Here is a 26,683-nt window from a genome sequence, read left to right as displayed (position 1 = left end):
CGGCGGCTACGGGGACGAGCCTCGCTATGGTGCCGTCCATCCCCGCGAGTTCGACCGGGCCGAGCGGGGCGGGCCGCGCTTTGGATCGTGGTTGCGCAACTCCACCCGCGGAGCGCTGGCGATGGACCCGCGCCGGATGGCGATGATGTTCGAAGAGGGCCACCCGCTGTCCAAGATCACCACGCTGCGGCCCAAGGATTACAGCGAGGCCCGCACCATCGGCGAGCGATTCCGCGACGGCACCCCCGTCATCATGGACCTGGTGTCGATGGACAACGCCGACGCCAAGCGCCTCGTCGACTTCGCCGCCGGCCTGGCCTTCGCGCTGCGCGGCTCCTTCGACAAAGTCGCCACCAAGGTGTTCCTGCTGTCGCCCGCCGACGTGGACGTATCCCCGGAGGAGCGCCGCCGGATCGCCGAAACCGGCTTCTACGCCTACCAATAGCCGCATCCGCCGTCCCGGTTCGCGGCCGGCGGCTCCGATCCCGGACGGACTCCGCGGCCACGTGCGACAGGCCTGTTACTCGGAGTCGGTACTCTGGCAAGCGCCGCGCTGGTACGCGGCGCTTGGCATCTCATCGGTAAGGTCGGGGCACTTCAGTTGGTGTTGTTCTTTCAGATCCTTGGGTTTGCGCTGTTCGTCTTCTGGCTGCTGCTCATTGCTCGGGTCGTCGTCGAATTCATCCGCTCGTTCAGCCGGGACTGGCATCCCACCGGGATCACCGTGGTGGTGCTCGAGATCATCCTGTCCATCACCGATCCGCCGGTGAAGCTGCTCCGCCGGCTGATCCCGCAACTCACCATCGGGGCGGTCCGCTTCGACCTGTCCATCATGGTGCTGTTGCTCGTCGCGTTCATCGGCATGCAGTTGGCGTTCGGCGCCGCCGCGTAGCCCGGGCGCTGCCCGCGGCGTGACCGATTCCGGCGCGGAGACGGTTCGGCCACGTTTTAGCGTCGGTTTGGTTCGCGCGATTTAAAAATTCTAAGGTTTCGGATTTTATTGGCCTCAATGTTTGAAATTGGCTCTTATTTATTGGGCTAATCAGCAACCGTCGCGCCTGGTGTGACAGGATGGACGGCAGTTGCACTACGGCTACCACTGCGTTCTACACTTTCCAGAACGTTCGACAGGAACTTGAGGGGACGAAACAATGCCGCTTACACCAGCCGACGTCCACAATGTGGCGTTCAGTAAGCCACCGATCGGCAAGCGGGGCTACAACGAAGATGAGGTGGATGCCTTCCTCGATCTGGTGGAAGCCGAGCTGACGCGACTCATCGAAGAGAACAGCGATCTGCGCCAACGGATTGAAGAACTGGACCACGAGTTGGCCTCCGGTGGCGGTTCCGCCACCCCGGCTGCTGCCGCCGCGCCTACCCAGGCGATTCCGGTCGCCGAACCCGAACCCGTCAAGCCGGCACCGGCCGCAGCTCCCGCCGCAGCGGCGGCCACCAACGAGGAACAGGCCATGAAGGCCGCTCGGGTGCTGACGCTGGCGCAGGACACCGCCGACCGCCTGACCACCACGGCCAAGAACGAGTCGGAGAAGATGCTGGCCGACGCCCGCGCCAACGCCGACCAGATTCTCAGCGAGGCCCGCAGCACCGCAGAGACAACCGTCACCGAGGCCCGGCAGCGCGCCGACGCGATGCTCGCGGATGCGCAGACCCGTTCGGAGACCCAGCTGCGTCAGGCCCAGGAGAAGGCCGACGCCCTGCAGGCCGACGCCGAACGCAAGCATTCCGAGATCATGGGCACCATCAACCAGCAGCGCACCGTTCTGGAAGGCCGTCTCGAACAGCTCCGCACCTTCGAGCGCGAATACCGCACCCGACTCAAGACCTACCTGGAGTCTCAGCTGGAGGAACTCGGTCAGCGCGGATCCGCGGCACCGGTGGATTCCAGTGCGGATGCGGCCGGCTTCGACCAGTTCAACCGGGGCAGCAACTAGCCTTTCAGGCGTGCCGGTGACTCGCCGAGCTTCGGGTTGGCACACTAGGTCTTGACACCGCAATCCCGCTCGTCGCTTGGAGGATCACTGATGCTCATCATTGCGCTGGTATTGGCCCTTATCGGGCTCGTCGCGTTGGTGTTCGCGGTCGTGACGAGCAACGAGCTGGTGGCCTGGGTGTGCATCGCCGCCAGCGTGGTGGGTGTGGTGCTGTTGATCCTCGACGCGTTGCGCGAACGGCAGCGGCGCGAGCCCGCGGGCGATGAGGTCCACGACGCCGACGAGGCCCCAGCCGACGAGGGCGAATACGTCGACTATCCCGAGGAAGTCCCCGGTGAGGGCGAACCGGCAGCGACCAAAGAGACCACCCAGACCGAAGAATCCACGGTTCCGGCCGACCGCCGCGGCGACGAGCCCATTAAGTAACCCGCTTCACCAGTCGGTTCGCCGCGCTCAGCCGGTCGGCGTGTTGAGTAGCCGGCGCACCTCGTCGTCACTGATCTGATGGAAGTCGTCGTAGACCTGTCCGACCGCTTCGAAGCCGGGCGGTGTGGTCGCGCACACCACATCGTCGGCCTCCCGCGCCAGCTCGCGGCAGGTCGACTCCGGTCCGACGGGGACAGCAACCACGATTGATTTCGGGCCCGCGGCTCGCACCGCACGCACGGCGGCGAGCATGCTTGCGCCCGTTGCGATCCCGTCGTCAACCAGGATGACGATCTTGTCGCGCAGATCGGCGATCGGGCGACCTTCCCGGTAAGCCTGCTCGCGCCGGAGCAGCTCGACCGTCTCGCTGTCGATCACCTTCCGCACCTGCTCGTCGGTGACGTGCAAGCTGGACACCACATCCTCGTTCATCACCACGCCGCCACCGCTGGCCAATGCGCCCATCGCCAGCTCCGACCAGTGCGGTACGCCGAGCTTGCGAACCAGGAATACGTCCAGCGGGGCTCCCAGGGCCGCGGCGATCTCCCAGGCCACCGGCACGCCGCCGCGGGCCAGCCCGAATACCAGTACGTCGTCGCGGCCGCGATAGGCCGTCAGCTCTTGGGCCAGCGCGCTTCCGGCCTCGCGTCGGTCACGAAAACTGCGCGTCGCCGTTCGCCGGAGAAAGCCGTTCGGTCGGTTCATTTAACGCTCCCGGCTGATGGACTTCTCTCCAGGCTACGTGCGTCAGGCTGAGTGCGGTGGCAAAGTTCCGGTTGGCTGCAGTGTCCGCACGACCGAAAGGATCCGTGAGATGAGACGGCGTTACGGCACCTACACGGCCTATAGCATCGCCTGCGCGATCGTCTGGGCGGTCATTCTGGCGGTGGTTTCCACGACGGGCGACGCCGCCTCCCGGCATACGTTCCTGCTGGTCTGCGGCGGGTGGGCGATCGGGTGGCTGTCGGCGACGATCGCCAGGGGCGTCTACCCGCCACCGAAGCGGCATATCCGGCAATAGATACGGTGTGATTGCGGCTTCGCCGCTCAACACGCTCCATCGGCTCGGAAATGGAGGCAAGCGTCCATTTCGCTCGCTCAGCGGTGTGTCCGAGGGGGGACTTGAACCCCCACGCCCATTAGTAGGGCACTAGCACCTCAAGCTAGCGCGTCTGCCATTCCGCCACTCGGACAAGGCCAAACCAGCATGGGTTGGCAGCTAAGGCTATCGGATCGGCCGCCGCGAACCCAATCCAGCTCCTCGAGAGGGCTCGATGCCGGGCGTCGAGCCGTCCAGCCCCGGCAATGGTAGGAAAGGTGGTTGTGACCATTCAGAGCGGGGCGCCCGAGGTGCCGACCAACCCGAGCGACGACGTGGTCGAGGTTGTCAGCAAGTTGATCCGGTTCGACACCACCAACACCGGTGACCCCGCAACGACGAAGGGCGAGGCCGACTGCGCGCAGTGGGTCGCCGAGCAGCTCGCCGAGGTCGGCTACGCCCCGCACTATGTCGAATCCGGCGCCCCGGGTCGCGGCAACGTGTTCGTCCGCCTGCCGGGGGCCGACAGATCGCGGGGTGCGCTGCTGATCCACGGGCATCTCGATGTGGTGCCGGCCGAGCCGACCGAATGGAGCGTGCACCCGTTCTCCGGGGCGGTCAAAGACGGCTTTGTCTGGGGCCGCGGCGCGATCGATATGAAGGACATGGTCGGCATGATGATCGTGGTGGCCCGCCAGCTGAAGCGGGCCGGCATGGTGCCGCCGCGCGACTTGGTCTTCGCGTTCATCGCCGACGAGGAACACGGCGGCACCTTCGGAGCGCAGTGGCTGGTCGACAATCGCCCCGAGCTGTTCACCGGTGTCACCGAGGCGGTCGGCGAGGTCGGCGGGTTCTCGCTGACGGTGCCGCGCCGTGACGGCGGCGAGCGTCGGCTCTACCTGATCGAGACGGCCGAAAAGGGGCTGTCCTGGATGAGACTCACCGCCCGCGGCCCGGCCGGACACGGGTCGATGGTGCACGACCAGAACGCCGTCACCGCCATCGCCGAGGCCGTGGCCCGCCTGGGCCGTCATCAGTTCCCGCTGGTGTTGACAGACACCGTGGCGCAGTTCCTCGCCGCCGTCAGCGAGGAGACCGGGCTGACCTTCGACACCGAATCGGGGGACCTGCGCGGCGCGATCGAAAAGCTCGGGCCGATGGCCCGGATGCTCAAGGCCGTGCTGCACGACACCGCAAACCCCACCATGCTCAAGGCCGGATACAAGGCCAACGTCGTGCCGGCCTCCGCCGAGGCGGTGGTGGACTGCCGGATCCTGCCGGGTCGCAAGGCGGCGTTCGAGGCCGAGATCGACGAGCTGCTCGGACCCGACGTAACCCGCGAGTGGATCAAGGACTTGTCGTCCTATGAGACCAGCTTCGACGGCGATCTGGTCGACGCGATGAACGAGGCTGTGCTGGCGTTCGATCCGGACGCCCGTACCGTCCCCTACATGCTTTCCGGCGGTACCGACGCAAAGTCCTTCGCGCGCTTAGGTATTCGCTGCTTCGGGTTCAGCCCGCTGCGATTGCCGCCGGATCTGGACTTCACCGCGTTGTTCCATGGTGTCGATGAGCGGGTACCCATCGATGCGCTGCGGTTCGGCACCGACGTGCTGGCCCACTTCCTGACCCACTGCTAATTGACCAACTCACGATCACCCGAGAGGACCGCCATGAGCACTGCTCCTGATCCCTACGCCTCGTTGCCGAAGCTGCCCACCTTCACGTTGACCTCGCAGTCGTTGACCGATGGTCAGCCGCTGGCCAAGCCGCAAGTCAGCGGAATCATGGGTGCCGGCGGTGAGGACGTCAGCCCCCAGCTGAGCTGGTCGGGATTCCCGGACGAGACCCGCAGCTTCGCCGTCACGGTCTATGACCCCGACGCTCCGACGGCCTCCGGGTTCTGGCACTGGGCGGTGGCCAACCTGCCGGCCGACGTCACCGAGCTGCCCGCGGGCGCCGGCGACGGCAGCAACCTTCCCGGAGATGCGCTGACGCTGGTGAACGACGCTGGGCAGCGCCGTTATATCGGCGCCGCGCCGCCGGCGGGCCACGGCCCACATCGTTACTACATCGCCGTGCACGCCGTGGACACCGAAAAGCTGGACCTCCCCGAGGACGCCAGCCCGGCTTTCCTGGGGTTCAACCTTTTTCAGCACGCCATAGCGCGGGCGGTCATCCACGCCACCTACGAACAGAAGTAGGGCTGCGGCCGTTTCAGCGGCGCCCGGTGGCCGGCGCGAGGTGGGCCATCCCGCGCAGTACCCACGGAGCGCGCGTCGCGATCAGCTCCACGGCGCGGTCCGAACGGCGCATCGCGGTCCGACGACTGGGAGTGGGCGTTGAGACCAGTTGCGCCTCAGGCGATCCCGCCCGCGGGCCGTTGCGATCGACCGCCAGCAGTTGCCAACGGCCGGGCACGCCGCGCAGCTCGACGCTGCCACGGTCCTCGAAGCCGGTGCCCGACCCGACGACCAGGTCGCACACGGTGCGGGACACGAGAATGTCGCCCGCCCCTGCGTGCCCGAGGATCCGCGCCGCGATGTGTACCGCGATTCCGCCGATGTCGTTGTCCAGTAGTTCGCATTCGCCGGTGTGGATGCCAATCCGGATCTGGACGCCCAGGATTTCGGCGTCAGCGCGCAACGCCTCGGCGCAGCGGATGGCCTGCGTCGGGCCGTCGAACGTGGTGAGGTGTCCGTCGCCGGTGCTCTTGAGCACCGTGCCGCCGAACCGTTGGGTGAGTTCGGCGGTGATCTCACCGAAGCGGTGCAACACGGCGCGCCACCGCTCATCGCCCGCTGCCGCGGCGTGTTGAGTGGAGGCGACCATGTCGGTGAACAACACGGTGCGCAGAGCGCGATGTGACTGTGCGGGCGCGGCATGGCCGCCGGTGAGGAACTCCTCGATCCCGGTCAGGATCTTGTCCGGGTCGGTCAAGAAGGGTGCATGGTCCACGCCCTCCACCTCGAGATACCGCGCGCCGGGGATGTGGTCGGCGAGGTACCGGCCGAACTGCACCGGAACCGCGGGGTCCTCACGGGCATGGATGACCAACGTCGGCACGGTGATCGTGGGCAGGATCGGGCGCACGTCAGTGAGAAAGGCCGCTTCGAATGACGCCCGTGCCATTCCCGGGCTCGCGGCCATCCGCTCCAACATTGCCAGCTGGCGTATCGACCGGACCGACGGCGCGCTGATGCTGGCTGCCGCACCGCTACCCCACTGGGAGCGCACGGCCCGGCCGCCTTCCAGCCAGCGGGCGAGCTGTTCAACCGACGGCGTGTAGTCCTCACCCAGCTCGGAAACGTAGCGCGCCCGCAGCTCGCCCGGGTCGCGATCCATGTCGTCCCACCCGCACGGGTGAAACGCGTATGTGGCGCAGAGGATCAGCGCCCGCACTCGCTCCGGCCGTGCTGCCGCAAACATCATGGACGCGGGTCCACCGTCGCTCAGACCGGAGATGACGGCCCGTCCAAAGCCGGCGGCGTCCATCACGGCCTCGATCTCGGCCACCCGATCATCCAGCGTCCGAACCTTCGGCACCGGGTCCGAAAGCCCGATCCCGGCCTTGTCGAACACCAGGACGCGACAGAACGTGGCCAGCTGCTCCATGAACGCCTTGAATTGGGGGAGGGTCCAGGCCAGCTCGATATGGCTGACGAACGGCCCCACGACGACGAGCTCGACAGGCCCGTCGCCGAATATCTGATACGCCAGGCTGAGATCGCCACACGCTGCGTATGACGTTTCCGGCACTGGTTGAGCGTACTGCCGATCGCACCACCCGGCGGGCCGCCAGCCGCAGTCCGCCAAATGATCGCCCAGCTAGCTGCGCTGCTCGGTCGACGTCGAGATGATCCGCGGCGTGTCCACCGCGCGGTCATGGGGCACAGCGCAGCTCAATCAGGCAGTCCCGGCGCGTGCGCTGCCGAACCGACGGCATCGCTGAGTGAGGCGAAGCCGCCGTCATGCAGCCGCTGCGCAATGCCGTCGTGAATCTGCTTGGCCCACAAGCCCCCTCCGTAGATGAAGCCGGTATAGCCCTGCAGCAGCGATGCGCCCGCGGTAATCCGCTCCCAGGCGTCGTCCGCGGTTTCGATGCCCCCGACACCGATCAGCACCAGGCGACCGCCGACCCGGCGGTAGAGCCGGCGCAGCACCTCGACCGAACGGCGGGCCACCGGCGGCCCGGAGATGCCACCGGGACCCAGCTCGTCGACCCCTGGCGTCTTCAAGCCCTGCCGCGAAATCGTGGTATTGGTGGCCACGATGCCGGCCAGGCCGAGTTCGATTGCCAGATCGGCGATGTCGTCCACATCGGAATCGGAAAGATCCGGCGCGATCTTCACCAGCACCGGTGTGGACGTCTCGGCGAGCACGGCGGACAGAATGGGCCGCAGCGACTCGACCGCCTGCAGGTCCCGCAGTCCGGGCGTGTTCGGCGAACTGACATTGACCACCAGATATGACGCCAGCGGGCCGACCAGCCGGGCGCTTGCCCGGTAATCGTCGACGGCCTGCTCGGCCGGCGTCGCCTTGGTCTTGCCGATGTTCACCCCGATCGGCACCTCGGGCCGGTGCCGGGCAAGCCGCAACGCCAGCGCGCCCGCACCGAGATTGTTGAAGCCCATCCGGTTCAGCAGGGCTCGGTCGGCCGGCAACCGGAACATTCGGGGAGCCGGATTGCCGGGCTGCGGGCCGGCGGTGACCGTCCCCACCTCTGCATGTCCGAACCCCAGCGCACCCCAGGTGAGCAGGCCCAGGCCGTCCTTGTCGAAGCCGGCCGCCAGTCCGAGTGGCCCGGCAAAGCGCACTCCGAACACCGTGCTGGCCAGTGCCGGATCCGTCGGGGCCAGCCGTCGGTTCAGCAACCGACGCATCCAGGCGACCGCGGTGACAGCGCGCAGGGTGGCGAACACCAGCGTGTGAATCCGCTCCGGCGGGATGACGAAAAACAGTTGTCGCAGTACGCCGTACATCCGGTGTCGGCCCTCGCGTGGCCGGGTGGGCGTCACAGTTCCGGCTGGTCGGGCCGTCGCCCTTCGAAGCCGGCATTGTCCACACGAGTTTTCTTGCGGCGCAACAACACCCGCCTACTGCCGTCGGTATAGAGCCGCACCCTGGTCAACTCCCAGCCGCGGTATTCGGCCTCGATGGACAGTCGGGTGGACGCGCTGACCCGGGTCACGTCGGGGGGCAGGCGCAACGGCGCCCATTCGTATTCGTCGGACATCTCACTGTCCCAGCCCGCGGGCAGTCCGCTCCGCCGCGCCGCCGTCAACGGTGACCCGCAGCGTGCTCGATGACCTGAACTCCCGCACCGGAACCCGACACCACGTAAAGGGTGTCTGACGCTTCGTCGAACGCCAGTGAGTTCGGTTGCTGCACGGTCGGGTAACGCACCTTCTCGACGGGAATGCCGGTGGACAGATCGTAACCAATGACGATATTGGAAACGGTAGCCGAAACCCAGGCTAACGCGCTGGAGCCGGCCAGGCCGTACGGCGCCTGCGGAACGGGGTAGGCCTGACGCAGGATCAGCGGATCCACGCCGTACACCAGTAGTTGGCCCGCGCGGGTGTCGGCGACCAGCACCCGACCCGCCGGGTCGACGGCCATGGTGGTGGCGCCCCGGCCCGCTCGCAGCGCCTGCTGGGCATGACCGTCGGCGCCGATCGTCGTCACCGACGTCTGTCCGCGGTCCAACACCACTGTCGTATTGCCTTGTGTGGCAAGCCAATCGACGCGCGCGAAGATCTTGTTTCGATTGTCGACGGTTGCACTGGTCACGGTGCCCGGTGTCCGGGAGGCCAGCGTGTAGACGGCGCCGTCGGCGCTGCCCAGCACCAGCTTCCCGTCGGCGCGCTGCGCCACCGCGGTGAATTCGGTCTGGGCGGCGTCGGTGACGCCCACCTGCGTCGCGCGACCGGTGGACAGGTCAACCGCGAAGTATCCGCCGCGGGTGGCCAGGTAGACGGTTCCGCGGCCGTCATCGGTCAGCGCACTCGCCGGCCCCGGCAACGCGACGACACGGGGCGTGACCTGCGGGTCACCGAAGATCGTGACACTGGCGGGCGCCGCCGGGTCGACGCCCGGCGTCAGCACCGCCAGTTGGTGGGTGGCGCCGTCAAACACCGCGGCCGCGGCATGACCGGTCATCGGCCGCACCGCCCCGGCCGGCTGCTGCGTCACCGGCGGCGACACGGCGGCGCGCGCCGGTTCGATGGTGGGCGGCGCGGCGTCGAGCGGGTTCGATGAACATCCGGCTGTCGCGGTCAGCAAAGCCGCGAGGCTCCACAAACCGCCGTGAACTGCCAGCTTGTGACGTCGGTGTCGTGACAGCAATTCTTTCCCTTGTGGTGCGGCGGTGGAACACAAATTCTAAGGAACGCCTTCGCGTCCAGTAGGGCCATGCTGCCTGCATCCAGCCCCAGCGGCGAGGTATGGTCGGCTCATGGCCGTCACCGCTGACCGTCATCTGACGCAGAAACAGTTTGCTGTCGAGGACATGTCAACAGGCATTTCCGCGAGCGGATACGGACAAGTCGGTGATGGGCGAAGCTTTTCGTTCCACATCGAGAACCGTTCCCTTGTCGTTGAGGTTTACCGGGCGCGCCTGGCCGGGCCGGTCCCGCAAGCCGAAGAGGTGGTCGCCAGAGCGGTCCGCAGCCTGGTCGACATCGACCTCACCGACGAGCGCAGTCTGAGCGCTGCGGTGCGCGACTCCGTGGCGCACGCGGTGCCGGTTTCGCGTTAGTGGCGATCGCAAGCGCGGCGTAGCCGGGTGCAGCGGGTCGCCACCATCGAATAGTCATCTCCGGTCACGGACCCGCCCAGCGGGTACCGTCGTGGTCGATATGACCGTCATCCTGTTACGGCACGGCCGCTCGACGTCCAACACGGCGGGCGTTCTCGCCGGTCGCTCGGAGGGCGTCGACCTCGATGACAAGGGCCGCGAACAAGCCGCCGACCTGATCGATCGGATCGGTGATCTGCCGATCCGGGCACTGGTCAGTTCGCCGATGCTGCGCTGCCGGCGGACTCTCGAGCCGTTGGCCGACGCGCTGTGCCTCGAGCCGCTCGTCGATGAGCGGCTTGCCGAAGTCGACTACGGGGAATGGACCGGGCGAAAGCTCGGCGAGTTGTTGGGCGAGCCGTTGTGGAAGGTCGTCCAGGCACATCCCAGCGCCGCGGTGTTTCCCGGCGGCGAGGGTCTGGCGCAAGTTCAGGCGCGGGCGGTGGCCGCGGTGCGCGAGCACGACCGCCGGTTGGCCCTTGAAGCCGGGGGCGAGCAGGGCGGCGATGCGCTATGGGTCGCTTGCACTCACGGTGATGTCATCAAAGCGGTTATTGCCGACGCGTACGGCATCCATCTGGACGGGTTCCAGCGCGTCACCGCCGATCCGGCGTCAGTGAGTGTGATCCGTTACACCGAACTGCGCCCGTTTGTGTTGCACGTCAACCACACCGGTGCGCGGCTGGCCGCCGCCCTGCGGGCCGGACCGCCGGCGAAGGAAGAGGCAAAGGCGCAGACGGGTGCCGAGTCCAACGGAGAGCCGCAGGAATCAGCCGCCGCAGTGTCACCCAGCGACGCGGTGGTCGGCGGTTCCACGGATTAATTCGGCGGCTACCTCCATCGGATCGCACGGCGGTGGCAACAGCCGGTATTTTGGAAAGTGCCATGCCTCGCGCAATTCACGTCTTCCGCACACCCGACCGCTTCGTGGCCGGGACAGTCGGTCAGCCCGGAAATCGCACGTTCTACATCCAGGCCGTGCACGACGCCCGAGTGGTGTCGGTGATCTTGGAGAAGCAGCAGGTTGCCGTGCTCGCCGAACGCATCGGGGCGCTGCTGCTCGAGGTGAACCGCAGGTTCGGCACCCCGGTCCCGCCCGAGCCCGCCGAGATCGACGACCTCAACCCGTTGATCACCCCGGTGGATGCCGAGTTCCGGGTCGGAACCATGGGCCTGGGCTGGGATTCGGAGGCCCAGACCGTGGTGGTCGAGTTGCTGGCCGTCACCGATGCCGAGTTCGACGCGTCGGTGGTGCTCGACGACACCGAAGAGGGGCCGGACGCGGTGCGGGTGTTTTTGACGCCGGAGTCGGCGCGACAGTTCGCCACCCGCTCCAATCGCGTCATCTCCGCGGGACGGCCGCCGTGTCCGCTGTGCGACGAACCGCTGGACCCGGAGGGGCATATCTGTGCACGCGCCAACGGTTATCGGCGCAGTGCGCTGCTCGGGCCTGACGATGACCCCGAGGTGTGACGACCGCGAGGTGTTGCGCAACGGCGAGCTGACGGTTATCGGCCGGATCCGCTCAGCCAGCAACGGCACCTTTTTGTGCGAGTCGACGCTCGCCGAGTCCAGCGTGCATTGCGTCTACAAGCCCGTCGCCGGCGAGGCGCCGCTGTGGGATTTCCCGGACGGGACGCTGGCCGGCCGCGAACGAGCCGCGTATCTGGTGTCCGCGCAATTGGGCTGGAACATCGTGCCCTACACGATCATTCGGCACGGGCCGGCGGGCCCGGGCATGCTGCAGCAGTGGGTGCAGCAGCCCGGCGACGCGGTGGACACCGATCCGCCGCCGGGGCCGGATCTGGTCGACCTGTTTCCCGCCGGCACCAAGCAGCCGGGCTATCTGCCGGTGCTGCGCGCCCTCGACTATGCGGGCGACGAGGTGGTGCTGATGCACGCTGACGACATTCGGTTATGGCGGATGGCGGTGTTCGACGTGCTGGTGAACAACGCCGACCGCAAGGGCGGCCATGTGCTGCGCGACCTGGACGGTCACATCTTCGGGGTCGACCACGGCGTGTGCCTGCACGTCGAGAACAAACTGCGCACCGTGCTGTGGGGATGGGCCGGCAAGCCGATCGATGGTCAAACGCTGAAGGCCGTCGCCGGTCTGGCCGACGCGCTCGATGACGAATTCGGCGACGAGCTGGCCGAGCAGATCACCCGCGCCGAGATCGCCGCGCTGCGCAGGCGCGCACACGCACTGCTGGACAACCCGGTCATGCCCGGACCCAACCGGCATCGCCCGATTCCCTGGCCGGCCTTCTAGCGGCGATCGCAAGCGTGTCGGGTGGCTGCCCTCAGTGCGGGTGGCGTGCCGGACCGCCATCGATTTAGGCCGCGGTGCGCCGTCGGCGATACTGAGGCGGTGAGCAACCGCGCGGACGAGCTGGCAGACGATTCTGATGCCGCTTTGGCCGCCGATCTCGCCGCCGACGCGGGGGAGTTGTTGCTGAAAGTGCGCGATGAAGTCGGCTTCGGCCATCCGTGGGCGCTGGGCGACGCGGGCGACAGTCTGGCGAACGCGCTGATCCTGGGGCGGCTGCACGCGGAACGGCCCGGCGATGGGGTGCTCAGCGAAGAGGCGTACGACGACCTGTCCCGGCTCAAGCACGACCGGGTGTGGATCATCGATCCGCTGGACGGCACCCGTGAGTTTTCCACCCCGGGCCGCGACGACTGGGCGGTCCACATCGCGCTATGGCAACGCCCCAGCGACGGCGAGCGCGAAATCACCGATGCGGCGGTGTCGTTGCCGGCCCGCGGGAACATCGTCTACCGCAGCGACACCGTGACCGCCGACGCCGCGCGGGTCGGCGTCACCGAACCCATCCGCATCGCCGTCAGCGCCACCCGTCCACCCGCGGTGCTGCACCGGATGCGCCAGACGCTGCCCATTCAGCCCGTCGCGATCGGGTCTGCCGGCGCGAAGGCGATGGCCATCATCGAGGGGGATGTCGACGCCTACGTCCACGCCGGCGGCCAGTGGGAATGGGATTCGGCGGCCCCGGCCGGGGTGGTGATGGCCGCCGGCATGCACGCATCGCGGCTCGACGGATCACCGATGCGCTACAACCAACTCGACCCGTATCTGCCCGACTTCGTGATGTGTCGCGCCGAACTGGCGCCCATCCTGCTGAGCGCCATCCGCGGCGGGTAGCGCTCAGAGCGGTCGCCGGCCCAATCGACGCCGCCAGTCTTTCGCCGAGAGCACCCGGATCATGTTCTCCATGAGGCTGCCCTTCTTGCGGCTGTAGGGGTACCAGAGCAGTTCCTTTTTCATCGCGACCCGATCGGCCACGATGGACCAGCGTCAGCTTTTTGCCCGCGTTGAAGGCGCTATAGGGGCGCACCGTCTGGTCGGCCAGGAAATCGGCGGCGTTGTCGATCCAGTAGTTGATGATCTGCAGTGCGGCGATCTCCACACCGGTGTCGCCCCAGGACTTGCCGGTTTCGAGTTGCAACGGTGTCAACAGCTCGTCGCGGTGATCCAGCATCCAGTCCCGCCACTTGCCCAGCCACCGCGACCGGCCGCCGACACCCATTTGCTGCCACAGCCGTTGGGCCTTCCGCAACCGGGCGGCGACCGCCTCGACTTCGGCGGCGGCCGAGATGGGGACGGCGCCGACAACCTGTGCTGTCGCCGGGCATCTGACCACGACTTCTTGCTGCTTGGCCGGGCCCGCGGTGTCTGCTCGGTCGGTTGTACCGGTCGACATCGCAACCACCTCGCTCGTCGACGTTGCGCGACTTTGCTCAATACCGGACTTAGCAAATCACGAATCGCGCCGTGACGATATAGCGTCCGCTGGGGCAAGGCGCGGGTGAGTCAGCCGCGCCTCAGAGCCGCGCCTAGAGTCGACTCCATGCAGTCGTGGTCTTCCCCACCAGTTCCCGTGCTGTCGGGACGCGGCCCAGAGCTTCGGCTGTATGACACGTCGGACCGGCAGGTGCGTCCCGTGGCGGCCGGACCGACCGCCACGATGTATGTCTGCGGCATCACCCCCTACGACGCGACCCACCTGGGCCACGCGGCAACCTATCTGGCGTTCGATCTGATCTACCGGCAGTGGCTGGACCTCGGCCACGAAGTCCACTACGTGCAGAACATCACCGACGTGGACGACCCGCTGTTGGAGCGTGCCGAACGCGACGGCATCGACTGGCGCGACTTGGCCGAGCGTGAAGTGTCGCTGTACCGCGAAGACATGGCGGCGCTGCGCATCCTGGCTCCCCGCGAGTACGTCGGCGTGACCGAGGCGATCGCCGAGGTCGTCGAACTCGTCGAGAAGATGCTCGCCTCCGGCGCGGCCTACGTCGTCGACGGCGAATACCCGGACGTCTACTACCGCGCCGACGCCACGCCGCAGTTCGGCTACGAGTCCGGCTATGACCGTGACACGATGCTGCGGCTGTTCGCCGAGCGCGGCGGCGACCCGCAGCGGCCCGGAAAGACCGACGAGCTCGACGCCCTGCTATGGCGGGCCGCACGGCCCGGGGAGCCCAGTTGGCCGTCGCCGTTCGGCTCTGGCCGGCCGGGCTGGCACGTCGAGTGCGCGGCGATCGCGCTCAGCCGCATCGGCAGCGGCTTGGACATTCAGGGCGGGGGCAGCGACCTGATCTTCCCCCACCACGAATTCACCGCCGCGCACGCCGAATGTGTGCGCGGCGAGCGAAGATTCGCGCGGCACTATGTGCACGCCGGGATGATCGGCTGGGACGGGCACAAGATGTCCAAGAGCCGCGGCAACCTGGTGCTGGTGTCACAGTTGCGCGCCCGGGGCGTCGAATCGGCGGCCATCCGGCTGGGGCTGCTGGCCGGGCATTACCGCGCGGATCGGCATTGGACCGAGCAGCTGCTCGACGAGTCCATCGCCCGGCTGCACCGCTGGCGTCGTGCGACCGCGCTGCCGGCCGGTCCGGACGCCGCCGACGTGATCGCTCGGCTGCGCCAATACTTGGCCGACGACCTCAATACTCCGAAAGCGCTTGCTGCCCTTGATGGTTGGACTACCGACGCGCTGGAATACGGTGGCCATGACGCCGAGGCGCCCAAACTGGTGGCAACCGCGATCGATGCTCTACTGGGAGTGGCCCTGTAATCGCCGCGGCGAGCCGTTCCCGGTCAGGCCGGCAGGCTGGTTCCGATGTGGGGTTCGTCCGGGGCGGCCGGTCCGGCGGCTGCCACAGCGGGCGTCCACCATTTCGCCAGTGCCAACAGGTCGGCGGCTTCCTCGTAGAGGCTTGTTGATCGGGAGTCCACCACTAGGGCCTTATCGGGTGTCTGTGGTGTGTGCCCGGCGATCTTGGCTCTGGCGGCATGTGCCAGCTGGAAGGCGTGCGTCGCCGAGCTCTGTTCGTGGGCCGGCACGGAGTTCACCCGCAGGAAGTGAGCCAGCTCGTGCGGGGCGGTGCCACCGACATAGTGGCGCAGCTGCAATATCGCGTCGCGGATTTCGATGACGGTCTGATGCAGCTGCAGGGTGGTCTTTTGGAATCGGTAGCGGCCGTGGTCGACATGGAAACTGCTTTCCGGGACCACGGCTGTCATGCCCAACCGCAGTGGCTGCAGACTCTTCCAGGTGCGGCTGACGCGGTCCAGCCCGAGGTAGGAATGCAGCCTGACGGCGAGCGGAACGGCGCCGAACAGATAGAGGACCACCGCCATCCACAAGAACTCCGATCCGTGCACCCGTAGCCGGAACTGCACGGTATGGGTCCAGCCGAGCTGGTCGGTCACCGCCAAAACCAGTGCCTCCAGGCAGGCCGCTGCGACCACGACCACAGAGAGGACCCCGGCAGCGGCGAGCAGTAGTTCGCGCTTGTCGGTGGCTTTCCTCAGCTCGGAGCCGAACATCCACATCATCCGCGCCAGCATGATGACCAAGGTCGTCAGGTAGAAGCTCAACGCCAAGACCGCGTCCCAGCCGCCGGACACCTCGAGCGGCTGCCCGGCGTCGCGAGCACGGGTGCCCGCGGCCAGGAATGCCACGCACAAGGCGACGGCGAGCACGCGGTAATAGCGGTGACTGCGGCGCGTTTCCTCCGGCGAGATCCGGTTCCACAGCATGGTGAATCCGATTAGTTCGCCGCACGCCAAAATCATTGCCGCGCAAGATAATTGCTGGGCCGTCGTAACAGTCATCAGCGAGCTTCCGGACAGCACCGCTTCCACTCGGCGCTCACGCAACAGCTGCGCCAGCAGCAGCCATGCCATCACATTGTTGAAGTAGGTCTGGTAGAGGTTGGCCCTGCACCACCGGAATCGCGCCGCGAGCAGGATCGCCATGACCGCGATCACGGGCCAGGCGATGAAACCCGGGACCGTCGAGGTCACTGGCGGCGGAAGAAGGCGCTACGCATCATGGAGCGACGCTCGGCGGCTTCGGCGGCCGCGATCATCAGCAGGGAAGCGAACATCTCGGCATCGCGCTCCTGATCACTCGCGTAGTCACTGCGTCCCAAGACAGCGCGCACCACGTCGGGATCGATATCCGGCAGGGCCTGGCGGGAGACCTTGCGTTCCTGCTCCTCATCGAAGCTGTGGCCGCCGATTTGGCCATGGCCCAGCAGGATATGCCCGATCTCGTGACCGACGATCTGGTCGATGTGGTAGTCGGTGGTCCCGATCTCGTGCAGGATCAAGTCTTCGTCATCGCAGGCCAGCCACACTCCGCACGGGCTATCCGCCAATGCCGCGGTGTCTGTCGGGATCAGCCTGATCGGCCGGCGGCGCATGTGGCCCAAGTTCTCCACGAAAACATTGCGGTCCCACGGCACCGGGATCGGCAGCGTGCGCGTCAGCGCGAGTATGTCAGCGTTCGAGACCGCCATCGGCTTCGTCATCTCTTCGAGGGGATACCGGGGGTAACCGTTCAAGTTCGCGGAGGTGATCGACGATTGCCGCCAGGCTGTTGAGGGCCTGCGGAGTCAGGCCGGACGCACGCGCGGCCAGATCACGCACACCGCTGTCACGCAGTGCGTGCAGAAGATTCAGTTGCGCATCGAGGGCCGGATCGGTGGCGCGATCGACCAGATAGGAGGGCGGCACCCCGAAAAAATCGGCGATCGCCCTCAGATGCGCGACCGTGGGGTTGGTTTTGATCCCGCTTCTGAGCTGCCAGAGGTAAGCCGGGCTGATCGGAACGCCGGTTTTGCTGGTGATGGCCGCCGCAGCCGCCGCGTTGGACAGCGCAGGCGTGCCTGCCTTCCGCATGAGCTCGAAAAGTTTGTTGAGGCGGAATGCCAGCTCGCCACGATCCGGTTCTTCGGCCCGTACGCCATCGGCTTCCAATGCACTCTCGTTTCATGCGGACGCTACCCGTATGTACTCATGTTACAGGACCGCTATTCGCGTTTTAACTGATGCCGGCTGGAATTCACGGACTGTATCTACGCTAAAACCCTGCGAAACGATACCTTTAGACCGGATATCCGACACTTAACTGAACATATTGTCTTTTGCAAGCACGCCTACTGGTTAACGCTTCCGGCTGAAACGAATGGCGTACAGACGAGCTGGTGACGGGTCAGCGTGACGGCTGTGCTCGACGCTCTGCCTCCACGACCGCGGCACATCGGCGAGCAACGCAGTGCAAACACGACTGCGCCCGGCCCGCGCTCGCGCAGTGGATGCTTGCCCATGAATGGTTTGCCGGCTACGCCCGCATACTTATTTAATTGCTGAGCCGAGGCTTAATAAGTTTGGCCAAGACGGCATAAGACTTAAGCATTCGGAAGCTCAAATTCATATTTATCATCGGTTTTACCGTAACGTGAAAAAATGTAATGAATTCACCCAGAAACGCAATTGAAAGATTTGTCTTCGGCAACGGCGGATCTTGTGGATAGCGTTGACTAGGTTGCCTAACCACAGCTCAGGGCCACCCGGGACGCCCCTGCCGGCGCGCTCGTTGGGCCTCGCCACGCAGGACTTGATCGTTTGCTGAGCAAAATTTCGGCGACTTGACTGGAGATTCTATGAAACAGCTGTACAGCTATTGCAGTAATTGACACGTGTGTCGAAACTGGGCCGATCCACTAACGTTTGCTGCCGCCTGAAGGTAGGGGTATATTTTCGATAAATACCGGTCTGCAGAAGGAGAGAGATCCGGTGGATACGACGAGCGGGCCAGCGCGGCAGTTAGTGGGCAGGCTGCCGCGCCGACCGCAAAGTCGCTACCGCAGTGTGCCGCCAGGATTCGGTGCGGCCGCAATCGCTCGGGCCCGTCGTCGGCCCATCCACAATCTCGGACGCAACCCACGCGGTACGTGCCTGGCCCTGGCAAACGCCACGGCACGGATGCGTCCTCTCTAAAGCTAGGGATGTCAGGTGTCGGGGGAAGTCGGTTCGGCGTGGCCCGTCGTCGGGCGTGAGGAAGAGTTGCGGCAGTCGCTGGCGGCGCTCGGCAACGGTGAGTTTCACGGCGTGGCGTTGGTTGGTGACAGTGGGGTGGGCAAGTCGACGCTGGCCCGCCTACTGGCCAAGACGGTTGAGTCCGCGGGGCGAACGGTGCGATTCGCGTTGGGCACTCGAACCGGTGGCGCGGTGCCGCTCGGTGCGTTTTCCCGGGCGGTGAGTCTTGGGGTGGCGCACGAACCGGCGGTGATGCTCGCCGCGGCGCATGACACCCTCGGCCGAGACAAAAATCTGGTGGTGGTGGTCGACGACGCGCAGCTACTCGATCCGTTGTCGGCCACTCTGGTCAATCAGCTTGCGGCGAGCCGCAGTGCGCGGTTGATCGTGACGATCCGCTCGGGTGAGCCGGTGCTGGATGCGGTGACAGCGTTGTTGAAAGAGCGGCTGCTGTTGACGATTCACGTCGATCCCTTCACTCGGAATCAGACCGAGTTACTGGCGGGCGCCGTGCTCGGTGGCCCGGTGGACTCTGGACTGGTTGATGAGCTATTCGAGCGTAGCGCGGGAAATCCCTTGCTACTGCGTGGTTTTCTGGCCGCGGGCCGGGTCAATGGGGCTTTGATCCACACGAAGGACGGCTGGTACCTTCGGGGCCCGCTGCGTGCCGACCGCGAACTCTACGATGTGCTGGAGTTTCAGCTGCGCTCCCTTACCCCCGCGGAGCTGGAGGTCGTGGAGGTGTTGGCCACCAGTGAGTTGCTGGGATGGGAAATCCTGCGTGACATCTGCGATGCCGACGCGGTAGCGAACCTGGAGCGCCGTGGTGTGATCCAGTTGGTCGCCGACGGATCCCACACCCTGGCGCAGTTGAATCACCCGATGCTCGGCGAAGCAGCGACGCGGCGCGCCGGCATGGTGCGCTCCCGGCAACTCAACGGCAAATTGGCGCGGGCTCTCCAGAAACACGAGCGGGCAGGCGGGCTGGTCCTGAGGTTGTCCGACCCGCAGCGCCGAATCCGGTTGGCCCAGTTCATGATGCGTAGCGACCTGGAGCCCGACCTCGATGCGGTTATCCAGGCGGCGGTGGACGCATTGGCCATGTCGAATGTGGGACTGGGCGAAGAGCTGGCGAGGTTCGCGGTCGATCGTGGCGCCGGTCTGCGGGCCGCAATGGTGCTTGCCGAGGCGGTGAGTTGGCAGGGCCGCAGCGACGAGGCCGAGGCTATCCTTCTCGACGCCGAACCCGGTGGCGACGACGAGTCCATGATCGCGCGGTGGGGCTGTCTGCGCGCTGCCAACTTGTACTGGGGCTGCGGGGACGTTGAAGCTGCCGTCGAGGTACTCGACGACGTGAAAAAGCGTGTCGCGTCGGAGTCGGGTCTCCGTCTGATCAATGCGCTCGAGGTGTCCATCGGGTACTTCCGTGGCGACATTGAGACGACGATTGAACTCGGGCCGGCCTTGTGTGAGTCCGACGTACCGACAGCGACCGTGTGGGCGGTTTTCCCGACATGTGGTGCGTTGGCCGCGGCCGGGCGGTATTCGGACGTTCGCCGCATAGCCGACGTCGGGGTGCGTGCGGCTGAGCTGTGCGGATTGGGACCGCATCGATTCAACATCGGCCTTACCGAGATCATGGCCGCAACGGCCGCCGGCGATTTTGCAGCGGCCGAACGGATCTACAAGCGTTATGCCGCAATGGCTGCGGGCCTGCTTACCGCGGAGGCCATGGTGGACGCGATGCTCGGGTTCGTGCAGATCGCCCGCGGCGAGCTGCCGTCAGCGTGTGCTGTGTTCACCAACGCAGTCGCGGTATTCGCCCAGGGTTTTCCGTCGCCGTGGTTGCTGGTGGTGGCCGCCCTGCATGCCCAGGCCGAGGGGGCGCGTGGGGACAGTACGGCGGCCGGTGCGGCGTTGCGGCGGGCCGAGAAAGCGTATGGACCGCACGTTGCGGTGTTCTTGCCGGAACTCGAGCTCGCCCGGGCCTGGGAGCGGGCAGCCGCCGGTGACTCCACGGCCGCTCAGGCGCACGCGATCCAAGCCGCAAAGATCGCCCAGGCAGCCGGGATGCATGCCGTGGAGATGCGGGCGCGCCATGCGGCCGTCCGCTTCGGCGACCGTTCCCAGGTCGCGCGGCTGGAGAAACTCGCTGATACCCTCAACACCGCGTTGGCCGAGGCGGTTGCCGATCATGCCCGCGGTCTGGCGCAACACGACGGCGCTCTGCTCGATGCTGCGGCACGTCAGTTCGCTGATTTGGGCGCGTCGGCTTTCGCCGCCGACGCATGGGCTCAGGCGGCCAGCGAACATAGCCGCCGGGGCGACCGTGGTGACAAGTTCGAGTCGTCCACCCGGGCACACGCTTTGGCCAGCCAGTGCGAGTTGCGGACGCCGGCGGTCGAGGCCGCGGCGCGCCCGCTTCCGTTCAGCGGCCGAGAACGCCAGATCGTGATGCTGGTGGCGGCCGGCTTGTCCAACCGCGAGATCGCCGACCGGTTGGTCCTGTCGGTGCGGACGGTGGAAGGACACCTCTATCGTCTCTTCAGCAAGCTCGGTATTAACAATCGTGACCAACTCATCCACCTGACAAGCCGAGAACCGTTCGTACGAAGCGAGTTGTTGGCCCGCCGCGCCAGCGGGGCGTTCGATTATGGGAGCGATGATCACCCCCGAACGGGGTGAATTTTGGGGCCAATGCGCCCTGTTTCATAGGCCGCTACTCTATCTGCGCGCACTCACTACTCGACTTGAATGCTTTCGGACGATGCCCGCTTCTGGGGGGCCATACGCTCCGCACATGATAGGCAGTCAGAAGCGCACGGGCGAGGTCATCGATCACGATGTCGACCCATCCGGGCACGCAGAAGCGGTCTCGCCGTTGAGCTTTCTGATATCCGAGGACCGACTTCGGGGTCGGGATTCCTCGGACGGCACCTCAGTATCGGTCGACCCTTTCAAGCTTTATTTAGCCGCGGCGAGCTCAGGGCTCTAGTAGCAGATGGCGATGGCACTGGCTGGCGGCAAACAGCAATCGGATCAGAGCAGGCGGGTCACCGTTGCGGGCAGCCTCAATGGAAGTGGAGAGGTGCGTCAGCCGATGCAGCGCGTAAATGGACCGACGTGGCCCATGGTGGCGCGCGACGAAGAGTTCCGGCGTGCGGCGGCCGCGGTCACCAATGGGGAGTTCCAAGGCGTGGCGTTGGTCGGCGACAGTGGGGTGGGCAAATCGACGCTGGCGCGCAGTCTGGCAAAGACGGCGGAGTCGATGGGCCGCACGGTGCGATTCGCATTCGGTACTCAGACCGGTTGCGCTGTGCCGTTGGGTGCGTTCTCACGCGTGGTGAGCCTTGGGGTAGGGCATGAACCGGCGATCATGCTGGCCGCTGCGCATAACACCTTGGGCCAAGACAAGAACCTGGTGGTGGTGGTCGACGACGCGCAGTTGCTCGATCCGTTGTCGGCCACTTTGGTCAATCAACTTGCGGCCGGCGGCAGTGCGCGATTGATCGTCACAATCCGGTCGGGCGAGCCGGTGCTGGATGCGGTGACCGCGTTGTTGAAAGAGCGTCTGTTGCTGACCGTGCGAGTCGATCCGTTCACCCGCGACCAGACCGCGCTACTGGCTGAAGCCGTTCTCGGCGGTCCGGTCGTGCCCGGGTTGGTTGACGAGTTGTTCGAACGAAGTGCGGGAAATGTGTTGTTACTGCGCGGCTTTCTGACCGCGGGACGCGACAGCGATGCCTTTGTCAACACGGAGGCGGGTTGGGAACTCAGGGGTCCGCTTCGTGCGGATCGCGAACTTCACGATGTGCTGGAGTTTCGGTTGCGCTCGCTTACCCCGGCAGAGTTGGAGGTCGTGGAGGTCTTGGCCACCGGCGAGCTGGTGGAGTGGGAGGTTCTACGTGAAATCTGCGATGCCGATGCTGTGGCGAACCTGGAGCGCCGCAGTCTGATCCAGTTGGTTGCTGATGGATCCCATACCCTGGCGCAGTTGAATCACCCCATGCTCGGTGAAGCGGCGATCCGGAACGCCGGGGTCATACGTTCCCGGCAGCTCAACGGAAAAATGGCGCGAGCTCTGCAAAAGCATGGGCGGGCAGCGGGCCGGCGTTCGCAATTGTCCGACCTGCGGGGGCGGATTCGGTTGGCGCAGTTCATGATGCGCAGCGATTTGGAGCCCGAGCTCGATGTAATCATCGAAGCGGCGGCCAGTGCGTTGGCGATGTCGAATGTGGTGCTGGGCGAAGAGATGGCGAGGTTTGCGGTCGATCGTGGTGGCGGTCTGTCGGCCGCCTTGGTGCTTGCCGAGGCGGTGAGTTGGCAGGGCCGTGGCGAGGAGGCCGATTTCATCCTTCTTGATGCCGACGTCGAGGATGCCGACGAGTGGCAGCTCGCGCGGTGGGGCTGTATGCGGGCTGCCAACTTGGTATGGGGGTGCGGTGAAACCGAAACCGCAAAAGAGGTATTAGCCGACCTGAAAACCCGTGTCGCGTCGGAGGGAAGCCTCCATCTGATCAATGCGTTTGAGATATTGATCGGATTCTTCAGTGGCGACATTGAGACCGCCCTCGAAGTGGGGCCGGGCTTGTGCGGGGCCGATGTAGTACCCCTGGCGACGGCGTGGGCGGCTATCGCGACATGCGGTGCCTTGATGGCAGCCGGGCGGTTTTCCGAAGTTCGCCGAATAGCCGATGCCGGGTTACGCGCGGCCGCGGCCTGCAAAGCGGGGTCACAGCGGTTCGCGATCGGGATGGCCGAGGTGATGGCTGCGACGGCGACTGGGGACTACGCGGCGGCCGAGCGGATTTACAAGCGGTACGGCGCGATCGCTACCGGTCTTCCGGCAGCGGAGGCCATGGTGGACGCGATGGTCGGGCTCGTGCAGGTCGCCCGCGGTGAGCTGCCGTCGGCATGCGAGACCCTCGCCCGTTCGATTTCGGAACTGTCCCGCGGCTTCCCGACCCCCTGGTTGCTGGTAGTGGCCGCCCTGCATGCCCAGGCCGAGGGGGCGCGAGGCGACCATGCGGCGGCCGCGGCGGCGTTGCGGCGGGCCGAGAAAGCTTATGCGCCACAGGTTGCGGTGTTTTTGCCGGAACTCGAACTGGCCCGGGCCTGGGAGCGGGCCGCCGCCGGTGACACGGCCGCCGCCCAGACGCATGCGATGCAAGCGGCGCAAGTCGCGCGAACAGCCGGGATGTACGTGGCGGAGATCCGGGCACGCCATGCAGCTATTCGCTTCGGCGATCGTTCACAGGCCGCTCGGCTGGAAGAGCTCCTGGCAACGTTGAACACTCCATCGGCACAGGCGGTCGCCGAGCACGCCCGCGGTCTGGCGCAACATAACGGCGATCTGCTCGATGCCGCGGCACATCGGTTCGCCGATCTTGGCGCAACGGCTTTCGCCGCCGACGCGTCGGCTCAGGCGGCCAGTGAACATGCCCGCCGGGGCGACCGCCGCAAAGAGGTCGAGTCGTCGACTTGGGCGCACGCGTTGGCGGGCCAAAGCGGTTCTCGCACACCGGCACTCGAGGCCGCAGCGCGCCCGCTTCCATTCAGTGGCCGTGAGCGCCAGGTTGTGATGCTGGTGGCGGCCGGCTTGTCCAACCGCGAGATCGCCGACCGGTTGGTCATCTCGGTGCGCACGGTGGAAGGACACCTCTATCGTCTTTTCACCAAACTCGGCGTCAACCACCGCGACCAGCTCGTCCAGCTTTTGAACCTGGATTCGTCCAGGACGCAAGACGACTGATGACGGAACTTCCGCAACGGTCGATCGAACAGACCGCGGTAACTGGCGCAGGCCAGTCTGTGCTGGCCGGGTGTGGCTGGCCCTGGTGGTGGTCGCACTATGTGGCGGGTGGCGCTGCTGATCAACGGCACCGCTGCGCAAGTTGCCCACGCCCAGGAGTCAAGGAAGCCCCGGCGCGGGAGAGAGGTAGCTCGTAGTCGGCCACGTCTGCTGATCGCCGACCGGATTCTCGTCTCGGTCCCGAGGGTGTGGGGCCGAATCTTCGCTGGAGCTCACAATCACAAACCTATGGCCGTCTCGCGACGCCGCATCTCTGGGTAACCTGCGACGCAGAGGTTTCGACGAAAAATGCTGTTGCAAAGTGTAATCCGCGCTAGGGCATCGATTGGCGGTTAAGTGTTTCCCTGTCGCTGCCGGGAGTCACCACTCTGTTTGCTGGCGCCGCCTACTCTATGTGCGGGTGCTGACTACGCTACCGGCTTGATAAGCCGGACAACAGGATTGAAACCCACCAGGCTCTGGATCATGCAATCGGTCGGAACGGTTGCAGGGCAGAAGCCGTACGGCCCTGGCCAGAAACAACTAGTGCACTGAACTGTTCGGCTCATGCGAGGCTTTGGAGGACTTGGTGAGTGTCAATCCGTTCGACGATGACAATGGCAGCTTTTTCGTTTTGATCAACGACGAAGAGCAGCACAGCCTGTGGCCGGCGTTCGCCGATATTCCATCGGGCTGGAAGACGGTGTACGGCGAAGCGGATCGCGCTGCGTGCCTGGAGTACATCGAACAGAACTGGGCCGACATCCGGCCGAAGAGTTTGCGCGACAGGCTAGCAGGCCGTGGCCTTGATCTGTGAATCATTCGGGCAGTCAACGGATCGCAGTGACCAGGCGCATCCGCGGCCGCGCGGACAGCTGGATCCTGAATCGCTCATCCAGGATGGCCAACAACTCAAAGTTCTATGGGGAACTGAAGGTGCGCGTATAGACATGTTGTCCTGATTCAGAAGGCATCTGAACCACTCAGAAAGGGGCCAGGCTCGATGCAAAAAATCGAGAGAGATTTGTTCGGTAACGTTGTGGTGGGCGAGACGCCGCCGCAGGGATTCGCTATTCGAGCGCGCATTTGGCTCATCCAATTCCTACAGAATCTGTTCTTCAAGTTTGAAGACTTCATTGGTCGGGCCTCGACGTACGGCAACCGAGAGTTTTTCGATACCAAGGACTTTCCCTGGGTCGCCGACATCGAGGCTGATTGGCGCAAGGTTCGTGCCGAGCTTGATGCGCTGCTACCCTACGCGGCGAACATACCGAGCTTCCAGGAACTCCAGCCGGCCCAGAAGGCACTCACCCAAGATGACGGCTGGAAAACGTTCTTCTTCTACGCCTACGGTCTGAAGGCCCGGGGGAATTGCCGCCGCTGTCCGGAAACAACCAAGCTCCTCAAGCAGATGCCGGGCATGAAGACCGCGTTCTTCTCCATCCTCGCGCCCGGCAAGCACCTGCCGCCACATCGTGGTCCCTGGAAGGGCGTGCTCCGCCTCCATCTCGGGCTGCTCATTCCCGAGCCGGCCGAGATGTGTGCGATCCGAGTCGGGTCCCAGACCCGTCATTGGGAAGAGGGCAAGGTGATGATCTTCGATGACACCTTCGAGCACGAGGCTTGGAACCGGACGGACGGGGTGCGGGTTATCCTTTTCGTCGACATCATGCGGCCAATGCGCTTCCCGGCGAATTTGCTGAACGAGCTCTTCACCTCGGTGATCGCGATGCCCTTCGTGCCTCTCACCGGCCTCGCCGGTAACTATCTTCGGTGGGAGAAGCGTTTCGAGGCCCTCGTCAATCAGGGTGCCGCTGCGAAGTAGCGGTTGAAGCCGGGCCTTCTGTGCCCGGCGGGCGATCGGTTGGGACGATCGAGGCCATCGCCGTAGCGGTGAGTACCGGCGCTGCCTCGCCGATATGTACGGCTTCATTCCGGTCGACCGGGAGCCCCGACTGTCGGCAGGGCGGATGATGTTACGCCGTGCCCGACGGTCTCGATGCGGCGGTGGCGACGTTATTCAACCCAGTTGGTGCTGGAATGCGTTGCGGAGTAACCATTTCGTAAGAGAGCCAGCGACGTCGCGGCCGTGGCCGGTCCGGAAATCCGGGCGTGTGTGCGGCCGCGCTGGCACATGAGGCTGATGCTTATGCCCCGTTTCGGTCTGATTGCGGGTAGGTAGGTCGAAGTCAGCAGTGAGTGGCAGCAGCGGTCGTCGAAAAGCACTGTTGCAGAGTGTGATCCGAGCTAGCACCACTATCCGCGGAGTATTTCCCTGTTGTTGCCGGAGCCACCACTCTGTTTGCTGGTGCCGAAC

The 26,683-nt window shown here is 65.6% G+C and carries 25 protein-coding genes, 1 tRNA gene and 3 pseudogenes; 18 read left to right on the top strand and 11 right to left on the bottom strand.

Annotated features, from left to right (window positions below):
- The 4 genes from A5625_RS20510 to A5625_RS20495 form a co-directional block, all read left to right on the top strand.
- Window positions 1–445: cell division protein SepF (locus A5625_RS20510; protein WP_066998157.1), on the top strand; the 445-nt coding region annotated here is incomplete at its 5' end.
- Window positions 446–601: 156 nt separating this feature from the next.
- A complete protein-coding gene (locus A5625_RS20505; protein WP_066998156.1) occupies window positions 602–892 on the top strand; it encodes a YggT family protein in 291 nt (96 codons plus the stop codon).
- A gap of 259 nt (window positions 893–1,151) precedes the next feature.
- Window positions 1,152–1,952: a DivIVA domain-containing protein gene (locus A5625_RS20500; RefSeq protein WP_066998154.1), complete on the top strand. Its 801-nt coding sequence runs from the start codon at window positions 1,152–1,154 to the stop codon at window positions 1,950–1,952.
- Window positions 1,953–2,042: 90 nt separating this feature from the next.
- Window positions 2,043–2,378: a phage holin family protein gene (locus A5625_RS20495; protein WP_066998152.1), complete on the top strand. Its 336-nt coding sequence runs from the start codon at window positions 2,043–2,045 to the stop codon at window positions 2,376–2,378.
- Between the two features lie 27 nt (window positions 2,379–2,405).
- Here the strand turns inward: A5625_RS20495 and A5625_RS20490 are convergent.
- Window positions 2,406–3,083, bottom strand: a pseudogene (locus A5625_RS20490) (phosphoribosyltransferase); the annotation flags it as partial.
- Between the two features lie 109 nt (window positions 3,084–3,192).
- Between A5625_RS20490 and A5625_RS20485 the strand changes: the two are divergent.
- Window positions 3,193–3,399 (top strand): hypothetical protein, encoded by a 207-nt coding sequence (locus tag A5625_RS20485; protein WP_064877541.1) that lies wholly within the window; start codon window positions 3,193–3,195, stop codon window positions 3,397–3,399.
- An 86-nt stretch (window positions 3,400–3,485) separates the two neighbouring features.
- Here A5625_RS20485 and A5625_RS20480 read toward each other — a convergent pair.
- A tRNA-Leu gene (locus A5625_RS20480) sits at window positions 3,486–3,571 on the bottom strand.
- Window positions 3,572–3,683: 112 nt separating this feature from the next.
- On the opposite strand from A5625_RS20480, the gene A5625_RS20475 reads away from it, so the two are divergent.
- Both A5625_RS20475 and A5625_RS20470 read left to right on the top strand, forming a co-directional pair.
- On the top strand, window positions 3,684–5,057 hold the full coding sequence (locus A5625_RS20475) for a M20/M25/M40 family metallo-hydrolase (RefSeq protein WP_369830028.1): 1,374 nt from the start codon (window positions 3,684–3,686) through the stop codon (window positions 5,055–5,057).
- A 33-nt stretch (window positions 5,058–5,090) separates the two neighbouring features.
- Window positions 5,091–5,621, top strand: coding sequence for a YbhB/YbcL family Raf kinase inhibitor-like protein (locus A5625_RS20470; RefSeq protein ID WP_066998148.1), 531 nt, complete (start codon window positions 5,091–5,093; stop codon window positions 5,619–5,621).
- Window positions 5,622–5,634: 13 nt separating this feature from the next.
- Here A5625_RS20470 and A5625_RS20465 read toward each other — a convergent pair whose 3' ends face one another.
- The 4 genes from A5625_RS20465 to A5625_RS20450 form a co-directional block, all read right to left on the bottom strand.
- The gene (locus A5625_RS20465) at window positions 5,635–7,176 is read right to left on the bottom strand and encodes an adenylate/guanylate cyclase domain-containing protein (protein WP_066998146.1); all 1,542 of its coding nucleotides are present in this window, start codon (window positions 7,174–7,176) and stop codon (window positions 5,635–5,637) included.
- 143 nt (window positions 7,177–7,319) lie between these two features.
- The gene (locus A5625_RS20460; RefSeq protein WP_066998144.1) at window positions 7,320–8,399 is read right to left on the bottom strand and encodes a quinone-dependent dihydroorotate dehydrogenase; all 1,080 of its coding nucleotides are present in this window, start codon (window positions 8,397–8,399) and stop codon (window positions 7,320–7,322) included.
- A gap of 32 nt (window positions 8,400–8,431) precedes the next feature.
- Window positions 8,432–8,701 carry a DUF5703 family protein gene (locus A5625_RS20455; RefSeq protein WP_066998141.1) on the bottom strand — a complete coding sequence of 90 codons (270 nt, stop codon included), beginning with the start codon at window positions 8,699–8,701 and terminating at the stop codon, window positions 8,432–8,434.
- On the bottom strand, window positions 8,698–9,765 hold the full coding sequence (locus A5625_RS20450) for a YncE family protein (protein ID WP_369830027.1): 1,068 nt from the start codon (window positions 9,763–9,765) through the stop codon (window positions 8,698–8,700). Before A5625_RS20450 ends, A5625_RS20455 begins: the two co-directional genes overlap by 4 nt.
- A gap of 109 nt (window positions 9,766–9,874) precedes the next feature.
- On the opposite strand from A5625_RS20450, the gene A5625_RS20445 reads away from it, so the two are divergent.
- The 5 genes from A5625_RS20445 to A5625_RS20425 all read left to right on the top strand — a co-directional run bounded on the left by A5625_RS20445 (window position 9,875) and on the right by A5625_RS20425 (window position 13,379).
- A complete protein-coding gene (locus tag A5625_RS20445; RefSeq protein WP_066998135.1) occupies window positions 9,875–10,177 on the top strand; it encodes a hypothetical protein in 303 nt (100 codons plus the stop codon).
- Between the two features lie 100 nt (window positions 10,178–10,277).
- Window positions 10,278–11,039, top strand: coding sequence for a histidine phosphatase family protein (locus A5625_RS20440; protein WP_066998130.1), 762 nt, complete (start codon window positions 10,278–10,280; stop codon window positions 11,037–11,039).
- A gap of 62 nt (window positions 11,040–11,101) precedes the next feature.
- A complete protein-coding gene (locus tag A5625_RS20435; RefSeq protein WP_066998171.1) occupies window positions 11,102–11,689 on the top strand; it encodes a DUF3090 domain-containing protein in 588 nt (195 codons plus the stop codon).
- Window positions 11,673–12,488 carry an SCO1664 family protein gene (locus tag A5625_RS20430; protein WP_369830026.1) on the top strand — a complete coding sequence of 272 codons (816 nt, stop codon included), beginning with the start codon at window positions 11,673–11,675 and terminating at the stop codon, window positions 12,486–12,488. Before A5625_RS20435 ends, A5625_RS20430 begins: the two co-directional genes overlap by 17 nt.
- 99 nt (window positions 12,489–12,587) lie before the next feature.
- Window positions 12,588–13,379, top strand: a complete 792-nt coding sequence (locus A5625_RS20425; protein WP_066998127.1) for a 3'(2'),5'-bisphosphate nucleotidase CysQ — start codon at window positions 12,588–12,590, stop codon at window positions 13,377–13,379.
- A 3-nt stretch (window positions 13,380–13,382) separates the two neighbouring features.
- On the opposite strand, the gene A5625_RS29710 is transcribed toward A5625_RS20425, so the two are convergent.
- Both A5625_RS29710 and A5625_RS28565 read right to left on the bottom strand, forming a co-directional pair.
- The gene (locus A5625_RS29710; RefSeq protein ID WP_197516168.1) at window positions 13,383–13,520 is read right to left on the bottom strand and encodes a hypothetical protein; all 138 of its coding nucleotides are present in this window, start codon (window positions 13,518–13,520) and stop codon (window positions 13,383–13,385) included.
- Window positions 13,521–13,575: 55 nt separating this feature from the next.
- Window positions 13,576–13,938 (bottom strand): annotated as a pseudogene (locus A5625_RS28565) (aldehyde dehydrogenase family protein); the annotation flags it as partial.
- Window positions 13,939–14,085: 147 nt separating this feature from the next.
- Between A5625_RS28565 and mshC the strand changes: the two are divergent.
- Entirely contained in the window at window positions 14,086–15,321 is a 1,236-nt protein-coding gene (mshC, locus tag A5625_RS20415; RefSeq protein ID WP_066998121.1) for a cysteine--1-D-myo-inosityl 2-amino-2-deoxy-alpha-D-glucopyranoside ligase, read from the top strand.
- A gap of 23 nt (window positions 15,322–15,344) precedes the next feature.
- Here the strand turns inward: mshC and A5625_RS20410 are convergent, their stop codons facing one another.
- The 3 genes from A5625_RS20410 to A5625_RS20400 are packed head-to-tail and all read right to left on the bottom strand — an operon-like array spanning window position 15,345 to window position 17,513.
- On the bottom strand, window positions 15,345–16,556 hold the full coding sequence (locus A5625_RS20410) for a DUF6545 domain-containing protein (RefSeq protein ID WP_066998118.1): 1,212 nt from the start codon (window positions 16,554–16,556) through the stop codon (window positions 15,345–15,347).
- Window positions 16,553–17,065, bottom strand: a complete 513-nt coding sequence (locus A5625_RS20405; RefSeq protein WP_232003768.1) for a hypothetical protein — start codon at window positions 17,063–17,065, stop codon at window positions 16,553–16,555. The genes A5625_RS20410 and A5625_RS20405 overlap by 4 nt, the downstream gene beginning before the upstream one ends.
- Entirely contained in the window at window positions 17,034–17,513 is a 480-nt protein-coding gene (locus A5625_RS20400; protein WP_066998113.1) for a helix-turn-helix domain-containing protein, read from the bottom strand. The genes A5625_RS20405 and A5625_RS20400 overlap by 32 nt, the downstream gene beginning before the upstream one ends.
- Window positions 17,514–18,551: 1,038 nt before the next feature.
- Between A5625_RS20400 and A5625_RS20395 the strand changes: the two genes are divergently transcribed.
- The 5 genes and pseudogenes from A5625_RS20395 to A5625_RS30790 all read left to right on the top strand — a co-directional run.
- A complete protein-coding gene (locus tag A5625_RS20395; RefSeq protein ID WP_156748403.1) occupies window positions 18,552–21,260 on the top strand; it encodes a LuxR family transcriptional regulator in 2,709 nt (902 codons plus the stop codon).
- Window positions 21,261–21,705: 445 nt separating this feature from the next.
- Window positions 21,706–24,327, top strand: a complete 2,622-nt coding sequence (locus A5625_RS20390; RefSeq protein ID WP_066998110.1) for a helix-turn-helix transcriptional regulator — start codon at window positions 21,706–21,708, stop codon at window positions 24,325–24,327.
- A gap of 628 nt (window positions 24,328–24,955) precedes the next feature.
- Window positions 24,956–25,183: an MbtH family protein gene (locus A5625_RS20385; RefSeq protein ID WP_066998163.1), complete on the top strand. Its 228-nt coding sequence runs from the start codon at window positions 24,956–24,958 to the stop codon at window positions 25,181–25,183.
- A 186-nt stretch (window positions 25,184–25,369) separates the two neighbouring features.
- The gene (locus A5625_RS20380) at window positions 25,370–26,191 is read left to right on the top strand and encodes an aspartyl/asparaginyl beta-hydroxylase domain-containing protein (RefSeq protein WP_082984486.1); all 822 of its coding nucleotides are present in this window, start codon (window positions 25,370–25,372) and stop codon (window positions 26,189–26,191) included.
- Between the two features lie 61 nt (window positions 26,192–26,252).
- Window positions 26,253–26,514, top strand: a pseudogene (locus tag A5625_RS30790) (alcohol dehydrogenase); the annotation flags it as partial.
- Between the last annotated feature and the right edge of the window lie 169 nt (window positions 26,515–26,683).

The organism is Mycobacterium sp. 1465703.0 (genome assembly GCF_001672975.1).
Lineage (GTDB): Bacteria > Actinomycetota > Actinomycetes > Mycobacteriales > Mycobacteriaceae > Mycobacterium.
The sequence above is the reverse complement of the archived record's forward strand: the minus strand, read 5'-3'. Positions and strand labels throughout refer to the sequence as shown.

Excerpts from the sequence above, each read along its gene's own strand:
- A5625_RS20500 (WP_066998154.1), top strand. The coding sequence starts at position 1,152 with ATGCCGCTTACACCAGCCGACGTCCACAATGTGGCGTTCAGTAAGCCA.
- A5625_RS20495 (WP_066998152.1), top strand. The coding sequence starts at position 2,043 with ATGCTCATCATTGCGCTGGTATTGGCCCTTATCGGGCTCGTCGCGTTG.
- A5625_RS20485 (WP_064877541.1), top strand. The coding sequence starts at position 3,193 with ATGAGACGGCGTTACGGCACCTACACGGCCTATAGCATCGCCTGCGCG.
- A5625_RS20475 (WP_369830028.1), top strand. The coding sequence starts at position 3,684 with ATGGTAGGAAAGGTGGTTGTGACCATTCAGAGCGGGGCGCCCGAGGTG.
- A5625_RS20470 (WP_066998148.1), top strand. The coding sequence starts at position 5,091 with ATGAGCACTGCTCCTGATCCCTACGCCTCGTTGCCGAAGCTGCCCACC.
- A5625_RS20460 (WP_066998144.1), bottom strand. The coding sequence starts at position 8,399 with ATGTACGGCGTACTGCGACAACTGTTTTTCGTCATCCCGCCGGAGCGG.
- A5625_RS20445 (WP_066998135.1), top strand. The coding sequence starts at position 9,875 with ATGGCCGTCACCGCTGACCGTCATCTGACGCAGAAACAGTTTGCTGTC.
- A5625_RS20440 (WP_066998130.1), top strand. The coding sequence starts at position 10,278 with ATGACCGTCATCCTGTTACGGCACGGCCGCTCGACGTCCAACACGGCG.
- A5625_RS20435 (WP_066998171.1), top strand. The coding sequence starts at position 11,102 with ATGCCTCGCGCAATTCACGTCTTCCGCACACCCGACCGCTTCGTGGCC.
- A5625_RS20430 (WP_369830026.1), top strand. The coding sequence starts at position 11,673 with ATGACCCCGAGGTGTGACGACCGCGAGGTGTTGCGCAACGGCGAGCTG.
- mshC (WP_066998121.1), top strand. The coding sequence starts at position 14,086 with ATGCAGTCGTGGTCTTCCCCACCAGTTCCCGTGCTGTCGGGACGCGGC.
- A5625_RS20405 (WP_232003768.1), bottom strand. The coding sequence starts at position 17,065 with ATGACGAAGCCGATGGCGGTCTCGAACGCTGACATACTCGCGCTGACG.
- A5625_RS20390 (WP_066998110.1), top strand. The coding sequence starts at position 21,706 with ATGGTGGCGCGCGACGAAGAGTTCCGGCGTGCGGCGGCCGCGGTCACC.
- A5625_RS20380 (WP_082984486.1), top strand. The coding sequence starts at position 25,370 with ATGCAAAAAATCGAGAGAGATTTGTTCGGTAACGTTGTGGTGGGCGAG.